At 69.1% G+C, this 13202-nt stretch carries 12 protein-coding genes and 1 riboswitch; of the genes, 5 read left to right on the top strand and 7 right to left on the bottom strand.

What is annotated here, in order from left to right:
* The first annotated feature begins 208 nt into the window (after nucleotides 1-208).
* A complete protein-coding gene (locus F8566_RS41715) occupies nucleotides 209-1666 on the top strand; it encodes an LCP family protein (protein ID WP_151568519.1) in 1458 nt (485 codons plus the stop codon).
* Between the two features lie 50 nt (nucleotides 1667-1716).
* Here the strand turns inward: F8566_RS41715 and F8566_RS41710 are convergent, their stop codons facing one another.
* From F8566_RS41710 to F8566_RS41700, 3 genes are all read right to left on the bottom strand, one after another.
* Nucleotides 1717-2520: a hypothetical protein gene (locus F8566_RS41710; RefSeq protein ID WP_151568517.1), complete on the bottom strand. Its 804-nt coding sequence runs from the start codon at nucleotides 2518-2520 to the stop codon at nucleotides 1717-1719.
* Between the two features lie 107 nt (nucleotides 2521-2627).
* A complete protein-coding gene (locus tag F8566_RS41705) occupies nucleotides 2628-3077 on the bottom strand; it encodes a ribonuclease domain-containing protein (RefSeq protein ID WP_225994009.1) in 450 nt (149 codons plus the stop codon).
* A gap of 105 nt (nucleotides 3078-3182) precedes the next feature.
* A complete protein-coding gene (locus F8566_RS41700; protein WP_225994008.1) occupies nucleotides 3183-3701 on the bottom strand; it encodes a MarR family winged helix-turn-helix transcriptional regulator in 519 nt (172 codons plus the stop codon).
* Between the two features lie 62 nt (nucleotides 3702-3763).
* Here F8566_RS41700 and F8566_RS41695 point away from each other — a divergent pair, with 62 nt between their 5' ends.
* The 3 genes from F8566_RS41695 (at nucleotide 3764) to F8566_RS41685 (ending at nucleotide 6295) form a co-directional block, all read left to right on the top strand.
* Entirely contained in the window at nucleotides 3764-5038 is a 1275-nt protein-coding gene (locus F8566_RS41695) for an amidohydrolase family protein (protein WP_151568515.1), read from the top strand.
* Nucleotides 5039-5079: 41 nt separating this feature from the next.
* Nucleotides 5080-5838, top strand: a complete 759-nt coding sequence (locus F8566_RS41690; RefSeq protein WP_225994007.1) for a Mut7-C ubiquitin/RNAse domain-containing protein — start codon at nucleotides 5080-5082, stop codon at nucleotides 5836-5838.
* A gap of 70 nt (nucleotides 5839-5908) precedes the next feature.
* Nucleotides 5909-6295, top strand: coding sequence for a (deoxy)nucleoside triphosphate pyrophosphohydrolase (locus F8566_RS41685; RefSeq protein WP_151568513.1), 387 nt, complete (start codon nucleotides 5909-5911; stop codon nucleotides 6293-6295).
* A 172-nt stretch (nucleotides 6296-6467) separates the two neighbouring features.
* On the opposite strand, the gene F8566_RS41680 is transcribed toward F8566_RS41685, so the two are convergent.
* The gene (locus tag F8566_RS41680; protein WP_225994006.1) at nucleotides 6468-7493 is read right to left on the bottom strand and encodes a C40 family peptidase; all 1026 of its coding nucleotides are present in this window, start codon (nucleotides 7491-7493) and stop codon (nucleotides 6468-6470) included.
* 7 nt (nucleotides 7494-7500) lie between these two features.
* Nucleotides 7501-7641: riboswitch (cyclic di-AMP (ydaO/yuaA leader) on the bottom strand.
* Between the two features lie 358 nt (nucleotides 7642-7999).
* Here F8566_RS41680 and typA point away from each other — a divergent pair.
* Nucleotides 8000-9853 carry a translational GTPase TypA gene (typA, locus tag F8566_RS41675; protein ID WP_151568511.1) on the top strand — a complete coding sequence of 618 codons (1854 nt, stop codon included), beginning with the start codon at nucleotides 8000-8002 and terminating at the stop codon, nucleotides 9851-9853.
* Between the two features lie 198 nt (nucleotides 9854-10051).
* On the opposite strand, the gene F8566_RS41670 is transcribed toward typA, so the two are convergent.
* From F8566_RS41670 to F8566_RS41660, 3 genes are all read right to left on the bottom strand, one after another.
* Nucleotides 10052-10777 carry a hypothetical protein gene (locus F8566_RS41670; protein ID WP_151568509.1) on the bottom strand — a complete coding sequence of 242 codons (726 nt, stop codon included), beginning with the start codon at nucleotides 10775-10777 and terminating at the stop codon, nucleotides 10052-10054.
* A gap of 346 nt (nucleotides 10778-11123) precedes the next feature.
* A complete protein-coding gene (locus F8566_RS52480; protein ID WP_151568507.1) occupies nucleotides 11124-12224 on the bottom strand; it encodes an FHA domain-containing protein in 1101 nt (366 codons plus the stop codon).
* Nucleotides 12225-12352: 128 nt separating this feature from the next.
* Nucleotides 12353-13202 (bottom strand): 4Fe-4S single cluster domain-containing protein (locus F8566_RS41660; protein WP_225994005.1); only part of this gene is annotated, 850 nt, incomplete at its 5' end.

The raw sequence follows: 13202 nt of genomic DNA, 5'->3' as shown, positions 1-13202 counted from the left end.
CTCCCAGTGATCGGCATCACTTCGCAGTTGCAAAGCTGCGGATCGGTCCAACTTTTTCGTCGGACATGTCAACACATCGGGTGGTTCGCGCATCCAACATCAGAGGCCCCGCCACGCCACCATGCCGCAGCAAAGCGCTGCATAAACTGGCAAACCCCGCCTGCCACCACACACGTGCCCCCGTGGGGCCTGCCCGAGATGGAACCGGATGAGCGACAAAGACTCCCGCAGCGAAGACCTCCCGGGGGACACCGCCGCCCACAGCACACCAGTGGAGACCACTCCCGAGCAGCCCGGCCGTAAGCGGTGGACCCGCAAGCAGAAGATCCTGCGCGGTACGGCGATCGGGGCCGCCGTCGTGGTCCTGGCCGCCGGAGCGGGCGCGGCGGGGCTCTACTACGACCTCCGGGGCGACATCAACCAGAAGAACGTCAAGGACCAGCTCGGCACGAACCGCCCCCAGAAGCTCAACAAGTCCCTCAACATCCTGCTGCTCGGCTCGGACACGCGGGAGGGCGACAACTCCCGCTACGGGGAGGGGATGCTCGGCGCCCGCTCGGACACCGCCATCCTGCTCCACCTCTCACCGAACCGGGACCAGGCCGTGGGCATCAGCTTCCCCCGCGACTCGATGGTGAAGATCCCCGACTGCAAGAAGGAGAAGGGCGGCACGGTTCCGGCCCAGTTCGGGATGCTGAACGCCGCGTTCGCCTTCGCGGGCCCGACGTGCACCTGGAAGACCCTCGAATCGCTGACCGGCATCCACATCGACCACTTCGTCCAGGTGGACTTCTCCGGCTTCAAGCGCATGGTGGACGCGCTGGACGGCGTGGAGATCTGCGTCGACAAGCCGGTGAACGACCCGCGCGCGGAGCTCTCCCTCAAGGCCGGGAAGCAGACCGTCAAGGGCGAGCAGGCCCTCGGCTACGTCCGCGCCCGCTACTCGCTCGGCGACGGCGGTGACCTGGGCCGCATCGAACGCCAGCAGAAGTTCATGGCGTCGGTCGTCGACAAGGCCACCAGCAGCGAAGTGCTCACCGACCCCGCCAAGACCTACAAGTTCCTCAAGGCCGTGACCAAGTCGGTGACCACCGACGACGAGCTCGACCTCTCCACGATGAAGAAGCTCGCGGAGGGCCTGAAGGGCATGAGCGCCGGGCAGGTACGGTTCGTCACCGTTCCGGTGAAGGACTACGCCCCGGACCCCAACCGCGTTCAGTGGGACATGGACCTCGCCAAGCCCATGTTCGAGGCGATCCGGCACGACAACGACCTGCCCGCCGCGCCGCCGCCGAAGGCCTCCAAGCCCGAGCAGGCCGTCGCTCCGGAGAAGGTCAAGGTGACGGTCGTCGACGCGGGCGGCAAGCGGGAGCTCATCGACCGCATCGTCAAGCAGCTCGACAGGCGCGGGTTCGACGTCGCCAAGAAGGTCGAGAAGGGCTCCAAGAGCGCCACCAGCCACATCGCCTACGCGCCCGCCGCCGAAGGGCAGGCCACGGCACTGGCCCGCGTGGTTCCCAACGCGGAGCTGACCGCCGACGGCAAGGCACCGGCGGGTGGCGTGCGGCTCATCATCGGCGAGCAGGGAGTACGCCTGGCGCCCGACCCCGCCGCCCTCAACAAGATCCGGGGCGGTGTGAAGCCCGGCCAGAACCTCTGCAAGTAGCCCGCCGACTCCGTCTGCGCGACCTCTGGGATCAGCAGAGGTCGAGGCGGTCAGCGTGGGAGGGCCTCGCAGCTGGTCTCGTCCGGGAGCAGAGGACGTGTCGTGACGCGGTACTGGCGCCCTTGGCTGACCCAGAGGGTGTTGGGCGAGGCGGACTCGAAGAGCCGGGTGACGGTCGCGGCTGCGGGGCCGGCGTGAAGGGTGCAGGCGCCGGACGACAGGGGCTGCAGCGGCCAGGGGCGAATTTGCACATTGGAGTGCGTGCCCTTTGTGGACACCTCGCGTGGCAGGAGGGCGACGCGGCTGGGCTTGTACGGGCGGGTAGGGCCTGCCAGGTCGCTGCGGGATGGCTCGCCTCTGGTCTTGCCGACGGCCAGGCGTTCCAGGAGCTGGTTGATCAACCAGACCCGCAGGCCCGAGGCTCCGGTTGGGACAGTCGTGACATGGTGCCGGCCGTGGGCCAAGAGCGTGATCTTCGTCACGCCGCCGTCGAGGACCTGTCCGTCGCTCTCGATGGCACGGGTCTCGGCGAGACCGGCCAGCCGGGCGTCGCGATAGATCTCGCGGTAGGCCTGGCCGGTGAGGCGCATGTCCTTGACCAGCTCACGCGCCGGTATCCGGTCCAGGTCCATTGACGTGATGATGAGCCGGCCGTCTCCGTACAGGGACAGCTCCGGAACGGGGCGTGCGTCTAAGGGCCCCATGCCTCCCACGTACTGCACGCGCAGGACGAGCGACTCGGGATCGCGGGGTGGGTCGGGTGCCCACCACAGCCGTAGGTGGCCGAGCGCGAGGACCCCCGCCGCCATGAAGACGGCGAGGGCCCCGGCGATGATGGTCCGCCGCGTCCGCATCGACACGCGGCTTGGACGAGATCGGTACGGCGTCGGTTCCCTAGCCGGTACGGCGTTGGATTCCTAGCCGGTACGGCGCAGGCTGCTTGATCGGTACGGCGTAGGCCTCAACAGGTGAAATCGATGTCGGAGAAGCTTCGATAGTGGTTGGCCGTGTAGTACATGCCGTTGCGGCCCTCGCTGCCGGACGTGACGATCCGGCGGGCGCCGCGCGTCTCCAAGCCGGGGGTCTTCACGGTGTACTCGCGGTAGAAGCCGCGCGGCTTCTGGGGCAGGAGACCTTCGCGGTTCTGGAAGACCGTGCCGTCCTTCGGGTAGGGGAACGGGCCGCCCCTGTCGATCAGGCGGATGGTGTCGCCGGCCTCCTTGGGGAGCCTCGATTCGCAGATCGGCGGGATCGCGGCGGCGGAGGCCGTCGCCACGGCGGTGGCCGGGAGCCCGGTGGGCGACAGCCCGGAGGCTGACGCCGTTCCCGCCGCCGTGCCGGACAGCCCGGCGGCGAGCAGTGGGACGAGGAGCATTGAGCGGACAGGCTTGCGTGGGCGGGGGGTGACCATGTGTCGATCCTGCGTCGCCGGACCGCCCTCAGGTCAAGACAGACCGGGGCAATTCATCAGATATTGATGATCTTGCTGCCTGGATTTCGGCACGCTCGGCACGGGTCAGCGGACCCGGCGGCGGCCGACGATCAGGAGCACCTCACGGAGGGCGTCGGCGGCTCGCCGCATCGTCTCCTCGGGGACGCCCGCCATCACCTCCCGGTGAGCCCGGCCGGTGACCTCAAGGCCCGCCTCGGCCGCGCGCAGGCCCTCGGGAGTCAGCCTCACCCATCGGCTGCGGGCGTCGTCGGGGTCCGCCTCACGTTCGACGTAGCCCTCTTTGGTGAGCCGCTGCAGCACGTTGCTCGTACCGCCCGACGTCAGGAGGAGCGCGCGGGACAGTTCGGTGGGCTTGAGACGGTACGGGCCACCGGCCCGGCGCAGCGCGCCAAGCACCTCGAACTCGGCGTACGTCAGGTGAAGCTCGGCCAGTTCGGCGCGCATCGCCTGTTCGAGCAGGGTGCTGAGCCATGCCGCCCGTTTGGTGAGTTCGAGGTTGGCGATCGCCGCGGACGACAACCCGTCCTCTTCCCACTTGGGCACCAGCGCGTCGACGACGTCATTGTTCTCGGCTTCGTGCACGTCAGAGAGGATACTCGGTAGATAGGTTGCTTTTTGAAAAGCTTCTTCTTAAGGTTTTCAGCATGGCATCCATCCTTCTCAAGGGCGGCGTCGTCATCGACACCGACCCCTCTCCCACCGTGCTCGGCGTCTCCGATGTGCTCGTCCAGGACGGGCTGATCGCCGCCGTGGGCCCGGACCTGCCCGGTGGACCCGGGACCGAGGTGATCGACGCGAGCGGCACGTTCGTGCTGCCGGGGTTCGTCGACACCCACCGTCACACCTGGCAGGCCGGGCTCCGCGCGATCCTCCCGGACAGCACCCTCCCGGTGTATCTGGAGCAGATCCTCTACGGCATCGCGCCGCGCTTCGATCCGCGCGACGTCCACGCGGGCGTGCTCAGCGGGGCGCTCGAATGCCTGGACACCGGGATCACGACGCTGCTCGACTGGTCGCACATTCAGCTCACGCCCGCGCACACCGACGCCAACGTCGAGGCGCTCAAGGCCTCCGGCATCCGCTCTGTCTTCGGCTACGCGTACGGAGGGAGAGACAGCCTCGACGCGATGGCCGCTGAGGCCCGCCGCGTCCACCGCGAGCACTTCGCCGACGACCCGCGTTCCATGGCGATCGCCGCGTTCGGCCCGGAGATCAGCGCCGAACGAGGCACCGCGGAGTGGCGGCTCGCCCGCGAACTCGATCTACCGGTCACCGCGCACATGGGCGGCCACGGCAGCGAGAGCGCCGAGCAGGGCCTGGCCATACTCGAACGCGAGGGGCTCCTCAGCCACCCGGCCACCTACGTCCACGCCAACTTCTACACCGACGACGCGTTCAAACGGATCGCGGCGAACGGCGGCAGCGTCTCGGTCACCCCGACCAGCGAGACCATGCTGAACATCGGCTACCCGCCCACCGGTCGCGCCCGCGCCGCGGGAATCCCCACGTCGCTGAGCGTGGACACGGTGACGACCGGGCCCGGCGACATGTTCAGCGTGATGCGCGCCGCGTACATGTTCGAACGTGTCCGGCCGGACGAGGCGGGCATGGGCTTCACCACCCGTGACGTGCTGCGCATGGCGACCATCGAAGGCGCCGAGACCCTGGGCCTGGCCGACATCACCGGCTCACTGCGCCCGGGCAAGCAGGCCGACCTCATCATGCTCCGCGCCGACACCCTCGGGATGGCCTCGGCACACGACCCGATCGCGGCCGTGGTCCTCTCCGCCGACACGAGCAGCGTCGACACGGTGCTGGTCGGCGGCCGGATCGTCAAGCGCGCCGGACGCCTCCTCCATCACGACCTTCCCGCCGTGCTGGCCGCCATCGCCGAGTCCGCCGCCCGGGTGGCCCAATAACTCGGAGGTGACGGGAGGCCGCCGCGTGGCATGCTGGCGACGTGGACGACCTGGACGACAATCAACCCGCCGTACATTTTGAGATCCCCGAAGAGCTGCAGCCGTTCCTTCCCGCGGCGCGGCGGCGCGCACGGCAGCGGATCGCCTACGACGGAACGTCGACGATCGGTCACCTCGTCGAGGCCCTCGGCGTTCCGCTGCCCGAAGCCGGGCCCATCACGATCGACGGCGCCCCGGCCGAGCCGTCACGCCGGCCCGCCGCGGGCGACGTGGTGCAGGTGGCGCCCATGCCCAGGCCGCAGCCGGTACCGCTGGAGCCGGGACAGGACGCACCGCGTTTCCTGCTCGACGTGCACCTCGGCACGCTGGCCCGTCGCCTGCGGCTGCTCGGGCTGGACACCGCGTACCACAACGACATGGACGACCCGGCGCTGGTCGTCCAGGCGAACGAGGAGCGGCGCGTCCTGCTGACCCAGGACCGCGGCCTGTTGCGGCGCCGGGCGTTGTGGCTCGGCGCGTACGTGCGCGGGTCGCGGCCGGACGACCAGCTCGGCGATGTGCTCGACCGGTTCGCGCCCGCGCTGCGGCCCTGGACGCGCTGCACCGCCTGCAACGGCGTGCTCGTCACCGTCGGCAAGGAGGAGATCGAAGCCCAGGTCCAGGCGGGCACGCTCCGCAGCTATGACGTGTACGGGCGCTGCGCCGACTGCGGCCAGGTGTACTGGCGCGGTGCGCACGGCGGGCATCTGGAGGAGATCGTCGAGCGCGCCACCCGGACCGTCGCGGCGGCCGGGGCCTGAGTTGGCTCACACTTCACCCCCTCCACCCCATCCCGCCCGAGGAAGAGAGGGATGATTGGCCGGAGAGGTGATGACCATCAATGTTGTCGTAGGAGCCGCGATCATCCGGGACGGCCGCCTGCTCGCCGCCCAGCGGGCTGAACCCGCCGAGCTGGCGGGTGGTTGGGAGTTCCCCGGCGGCAAGGTCGATCCCGGTGAATCCGACGAGGACGCGCTGGTCCGGGAGTGCCACGAGGAGCTGGACGTCAAGGTCGCACTCACTGAACGCATCGGCGGTGACTGGCCGCTGGGCGCAGAGAGCGTACTGCGGGTCTGGACGGCCGACCTCGTCGAAGGCGAGCCGCAGGCGCTGGAGCATCTGGCGCTGCGCTGGCTGAGCCGGGACGAGCTCCACGAGGTCGAATGGCTGCCCGGCGACCTCCCGGTAGTCGAGGCCATCGCTTCCTACCTGCGCTGACCCGGCACAACGATCTGACCCGGCACAGCGTGCCGAGCTGGCGCCACAAGCTGCCCGGCACCACGGGTCGGCTTCATCCGACCTGCTGACCTAACGTGACGAGCGGCCGCGGAGTGCTGACCCCGCGGCCGCTCAAGCGTTAAGACACTCGTCTGAAATCGGCGCTGCCCGGTTAGGAGATGCGGTTGGCTCCGGCGTAGTCGGAGCGGTCGGAGACCTTAGAGATCTTGACCACGTCGCCGGTCTGGGGGGCGTGGAGGTAGCGGCCGCCGCCCACGTAGATGCCCATGTGGTGGAGGCTGCCGCCGAAGTAGACCAGGTCGCCGGCGCGGAGGTCGCCCTTGTCGACCTTGCTGCCGAGCTGGTAAAGGTCGCCGGTGTAGTGCGGGAGGCCGGGCTTGCCGACCTTCGCGTACGCCCAGACGACCAGGCCGGAGCAGTCGAAGCTGTTCGGGCCCGCCGCCGCCCACACGTACGGGCTGCCGATCTTGGTGAGGGCCTTGCGGGTCATCTTGGCGGGCAGGTCGGAGCCCTTGATGACGGCGGTGAACCCGGACTTGGGGTCCTTGACCCTGGTGGTCGTCAGCTTGTCGAGCTGCTTGGTGACCTCGTCCACCTTGGCCTTGGCCGCCGACCTGGCCTTCTCGGCCTGGGTGGCGGCCTGCTGGGCGGCCGCGTTCGTGGCCTGGGCGTCCTGCTGGGCCTTGGTGGCCTGGTCGATCCGTGCCTGCAGCGCGTTCACGACAGAGGCACGGTTCTGGGCCAGGTACGCCGAGCTCGCCAGCCCCTCGGTGCTGTTGCCGGAGGCGAACATCATGTCGGGGCCGCCGGTCATGTAGTTGCTGGCGGCGAAGCCGCTGAGCTGTTCGCGGGCGGGGGCAGCCTGGGCCGTCAGGGCGGCGGCCTGCCGGGTGGCCTCGCGGACGGCGTTCTTGGCCTTGCCGAGCTCGACCCGGGCTTTGTTGTACAGCTCGGTGAGCTTCTCGGCCTCGGTGTTGAGGGCGTCGAGCTTCTTGCGCAGCTCGCGTTCGGTGGGCTTCCCGGTCGTACCGGGGGTGGGAGCGACGGCGGCGATCCGTCCAGGGATGGACGGCGCGGCCTGTGCGGGGGCGATGGCGCCGATCGCGATCACCGCGGCCGCGGAGGCCGTGGCGGCGATGGGCATGACGAAACGGCGCCGCCGGGGGTCCGGTGCCAAGCCGGTGTTCTCCTCTCCTCGTCCGCCTACCGGGTTAGCTGACGGGCTCGGGCCAGGAGTCGCCCTACCGCGTCGCGTGAACGCAGATTCGCCCCGGGGGGATTTGGGTCCCCGGCTCCCCGCATGGGGGACTCGGCGGTCCGGCCGCCGCCCTCGACAGGGCGTCGAGCAGCCGGATCCGCAGGAGCGTACAAAGAAATGGCAAAGTACGCCAAACGAGACAGCTGTGACGATTGGGACATGCTGCGAGACTTTCGCCACATTTTCGGCACTCGGGCCCTGCTCACCGCGGGCGCGCCGTACGGGTGAACGACGTACAGCCACCTCGTGAAGAACGCGTCGGCGGCCGTCACGATCACACCGGGCAAACGCCGCAAAGGACCCTAATCAGGGCGTAAGATGCCTCGGTTGTCCGGCGACCGGCCGGTACTGGTTGGTGCGGCAAGTAGAATCGGGTGGGCCGCACGTCTGCGGCGACCTCCACTCCTTCACCCAAGCGAGTTCGCATGCCCTTCTCCACGCGCGATGACCTGCGTAACGTCGCTATCGTCGCCCATGTCGACCACGGCAAGACCACCCTGGTCGACGCCATGCTCTGGCAGTCCGGCGCCTTCCGCGAAAACCAGGCCGTCGATGACCGCGTCATGGACTCCAACGACCTGGAGCGTGAGAAGGGCATCACCATCCTGGCCAAGAACACCGCGGTCCGGCACAACGGGATGACGATCAACATCATCGACACCCCGGGGCACGCGGACTTCGGCGGCGAGGTCGAGCGCGGCCTGTCCATGGTCGACGGCGTCGTCCTGCTGGTGGACGCCAGCGAGGGCCCCCTCCCCCAGACCCGGTTCGTGCTGCGCAAGGCCCTGGAGGCCAAGCTGCCGGTCATCCTGGTCGTCAACAAGACCGACCGGCCCGACGCGCGCATCGACGAGGTCGTGGACGAGACGTACGAGCTGTTCATGGACCTCGACGCCGAAGAGGACCAGATCGAGTTCCCGATCGTCTTCGCCTCCGGCCGCGCCGGACGCGCCTCGCTCAACAAGCCGGCCAACGGCGAGATGCCCGACAGCGAGGACCTCGAGCCGCTGTTCGAGGTGATCAAGAACACCATCCCGGCGCCCTCGTTCGACCCCGACTCCCCGCTCCAGGCGCACGTCACCAACCTGGACGCCTCCAGCTACCTGGGCCGGATCGCGCTCTGCCGCCTGTACGCGGGCACGATCAAGAAGGGCCAGCAGGTCGCCTGGTGCCGCCACGACGGCAGCATCGAGCGGGTCAAGATCACCGAGCTGCTGATGACGGACGCGCTGGAGCGCAAGCCCGCCGACGAGGCCGGCCCCGGCGACATCATCGCGATCGCCGGCATCCCGGAGATCATGATCGGCGACACCATCGCCGACCCCGACGACCCGCGCCCGCTGCCGCTGATCACGGTGGACGAGCCCGCGATCTCCATGACCATCGGCACCAACAGCAGCCCGATGGCCGGCCGGGAGAAGGGCACCAAGGTCACCGCCCGCATGGTCAAGGACCGCCTCGACCGCGAGCTGGTCGGCAACGTGTCCATCCGGGTCCTGCCGACCGAGCGTCCCGACACCTGGGAGGTCCAGGGCCGCGGCGAGCTCGCCCTTGCCATCCTGGTCGAGAACATGCGCCGCGAGTCCTACGAGCTGACCGTCGGCAAGCCCCAGGTGGTCACCAGGGAGATCGACGGCAAGAAGCACGAGCCGGTCGAGCGGCTCACCATCGACATCCCCGAGGAGCATTTGGGCGCGGTCACGCAGCTCATGGCCGTCCGCAAGGGCCGCATGGAGCACATGACCAACCACGGCACCGGCTGGATCCGGATGGAGTTCCTGGTCCCGGCGCGCGGCCTGATCGGCTTCCGCACCGAGTTCATGACCGAGACCCGCGGCACCGGCATGGCGCACCACGTGTTCGAGAGGTACGAGCCCTGGTTCGGCGAGCTGCGCACCCGCCCGTCCGGCTCGCTCGTGGCCGACCGCACCGGCCCCGCGACCGCGTACGCCATCACCAACCTGCAGGAGCGCGGCACGTTCTTCGTTGGCCCCACCACCGAGGTGTACGAGGGCATGATCGTCGGCGAGAACTCCCGTTCCGACGACATGGACGTCAACATCACCAAGGAGAAGAAGCTCACCAACATGCGTTCGTCCACCGGTGACGAACTCGAACGGCTCACCCCGCCGAAGATCCTCTCCCTCGAAGAGGCTCTTGAGTTCTGCCGCGAGGACGAATGCGTCGAGGTCACCCCGAGCGCCGTCCGGCTCCGCAAGGTCGTCCTGGACGCCAAGGAGCGCGAGCGCACCCGCGCCCGTGCCAAGCGGTCCGGCTGACCGCATACCCTTAGGCGCACCCGAGGGTTCGAACCGAGCGGGTGCTCGAAACCCGCGTTACGGCGGACCGAACGCTGCGACCGACCGCGGCGGACCGAGCGTTACCGGCCGACCGAGCGCCAAGGGAACGGGGGCCGTCCCACCAAGGGACGGCCCCCGTTCTCCTTTCCGGGCTTCAGTCAGCTTTCCAGGCCTCAGTCAGCGGACGTCGACGAACGTCGACTTCAGCGGGAAGTCGTAGTAGTGCGTCGCGTTGCCCGCGTAGTACCACTCGAAATAGGTGTCCTTGGAGACCCTGAAACGGGCCTTGAAGTAGCCCTTGGAGTTGGTCTTGGGCCGGGCGTACCAATACCACTTCTTCTGGCCCTTGATGCGGCCGTAAATGTAGACCCGCTGCCCGGCGAACGGCACGTACTTCACGACCGGGTCATGCGTGAGCACACCGCTGAACGTGACGTACCCGCCCTTGCGGACCTTGCGCGGCGTCACCTTCCACTTGGTGGTCAGGGCGTTGATCCGGGTGTCGCGGACCACGGCGCTCACCGCGGGCTTGAGGAGCGGGCCGCCGGCGAACCTGATCCGGTACCAGCCGTGCGCGTAACCCGCGTAGTACCTGCCGGAGAAGGCGCCGCCCTCGCGGGTCTTGAGCTTGATCGGCTTCGCCTTCTTGGACAGCGGCATGCGGTACCACTTGGAACGGCTGGCGGGCATGGTCTCGATGATGAGGTCCCTGCCCGCGCCGACCGGGCTGCCGTCGGCCGCCGCCAGCCGTCCCGACACGGTCAGCCAGGCGTCCTTGGTCGTGGAGATCTTGAAGTCCACGATCTTGCTGTCCCGCGGCTCGGCGGCCGCGTGCGCGGTGCCGGGCGCGACGAGGGACGCCGCCAGCACGGCAGCGCCGAGAGTGCTGAAAGTTCTGCGCATAAAGTTCTTCCCCAGAGGAGTTGTGCATGCGCATCACGATTGAGGCGCATGAACACAAGACGCCCTCCCCGATCCCGCGGTTGGCCCCTAAAAGATCACAGAATCGCAACACACCACAGAACCAATAGCGGCCGGGTGAGAGACACCGAATCGGCCGACACGAAACCAGCAAAACGCAGCCAGCGGTCAAGACGCTGAAAGAACCTCGGCACCGGAGACTCCCGAAGGGGGCGACCCACCCGAGGGGCGAGCGGCACCCACGATGCCAGCAGGCCAGCCGACGCCGCAGACGTGGAAAGGCGGCCTCCCCGATGGGGGGCCGCCTTTCGGACTCACCTGGTCGTGTCTAGTTGAGCTGGACGGTACCTGTCACGTCGGCGGCCAGGCGGAGCTGGTCGCCGTCGCGGAGGGGGGCCTCGACGCCGCGCGGAAGGCGTTCACCGTTGACGAACGTGCCGTTGGTGGAACCCTCGTCCCGTACCCAGGCGGTCCCGGAAGGATCGAGCCAGACGGTGGAGTGGCGCCGTGACACGTTGTCGTACTGCGTGAACGTCGCCGCCACCGGCGACTGGCCCGCGTCGCGGCCGAGCACGAGGTGCTGCCCGACCGAGACCTTGAGCTCCCCGGTCGGGAAGTGCACGCGCAGAACGGGCGTTCCCTGCGCCGGAAGGGGCCGCAGGCACGAGTCGCACTGCGAGGCGCCCGGGTTGGTCAGCACTGCCTCGCAGTAGGGGCACATGAACGCCGTGCTGTCGGCCCCCGGTCGCGGAGGCTGACCCATCTGATCGGGCGGGAGCAGGGTCTGCTCACGTCCGGGCGGCGGCGGCATGTGCTGTTGCGGAGGCGGCGGGAAACCGTGGTCACCCGGCATGTGCGGCTGGTGCTGGTGCTGCTGCTCCGGCGCCTGCGGCGCACCCCAGCCACCCTGCACCGGCGGGGGCGCCCCCCAGTCCTGCTGCTGCGGCGGTGGCGGAGGCGTGTGGCCGCCGGGGTGGTGTTGCGGAGCCTGCTGCTGCGGCGGCGGTCCCTGCTGCTGGTAGGGGTCCGGCTGGTACTGGTCGGGCTGGTACTGGTCCGGTGCCTGCTGCTGCGGAGCCTGCTGCTGCGGGGCCTGCGGCATCGGCGCCCCCCACTGGTCCTGCGCAGGCTGCTGATGCTGCTGCTGGTCATGCTGCGGCGCGCCCCAGGGGTCCTGAGGCGGCGGAGCCTGCTGCTGCGGCGGCGCCTGCTGCTGGTACGGGTCCGGCATCGACGGGGCCTGCTGCTGCGGAGCCTGCTGATACGGGTCCGGCGGCTGCTGCTGGTACGACGGCGGGGGCGGTCCCTGCTGCTGGTAGGGCTCCTGCTGGTAGCCCCCCTGCTGATGGGGTTCCTGTTGGTAACCCTGCCCGTACTGCTGCTGCGGTGGATGCTGCTGCCCCCCGTAGGGCGGCGGAGACTGAGGCATCGGAGGTCCCGGTGGCTGGTTTTCGTACCCACCCGGGCGGCGGCCTCCGCCGGCGCGGGCCAGGTTGGCTCCGCAGCTCAAGCAGACCAGATCGCCAGGCTGGAACGGCTCATCACAGACAGGACAGTTCAAGGTCGCCATGACACATCCCCGGCGCGCACCCCGGCGCGGTCGAGCGTCGATGTGAGGTGATCCATGTCACCCCTTCGCGGGATCCCGATGTAGTACACCCGCCTTCCCTCCGGCCCCTCGTCCACGGACACCTGAACTCGGGGTCCTGCGTGTTCCTTTTCCCAATCGCCGTCGGCGACCGCCCCGTACCTCCGGCGTCCCAGAGAGGACAGCGGCACGATCCGCTGGTTGGCCGACCCCTTCCAGAGTAGAGAGCCACTCTCAGGGTGTCGCCCCCCGGGATTGAGCCGGTCGACGTACGGCCCCGTTATGACGGCGTCACACATATCCAGGATCTCGCGGGCCTCAGGGTCGCGCGAGAGCCGGGAGTAGACATATCCGCTGTAGACGAGAATGTCCAACCTAATCGTCTCACGTGCGGGGTCGTCCCGCCACGTGCGGATTCCCGACACCAGCGCCGCCAGGGCCGCCGGCTGCTGGAACGGCTCCCCACCGGAGATCGTCACACCGTCCACCGGGCCGGGCAGCGAGGCCAGCCAGCCCAGCACCGCCTCGACCGGCACGGCCGTGGCGGGGTCCGCCTCCCAGGTGTCCCTGGACAGGCATCCCGGGCAGTGAAGCGTACAACCCTGCATCCAGATCCCCGCCCGAATTCCAGGGCCGAGAGTGGTCACCGGATAGTGAGCCTTAGCCAGCAACATCACCTCACCACCCCCACCAGACGCCCCAGCGGACGGCCCGGCAGGCCGCCTGGCCGGCGGCTCGTCAGACGACTCAGCGGACGGTCCGGCAGGCGGCCCGGCGGACGGTCCGGCGGGCGGCGCGGCGGGCGGTCCGGCGGGCGGC

This window comes from Actinomadura rudentiformis, assembly GCF_008923185.1.
GTDB lineage: Bacteria > Actinomycetota > Actinomycetes > Streptosporangiales > Streptosporangiaceae > Spirillospora > Spirillospora rudentiformis.
Note: the sequence above shows the minus strand (reverse complement) of the source record. Positions and strands in the feature narration are given on the sequence as shown.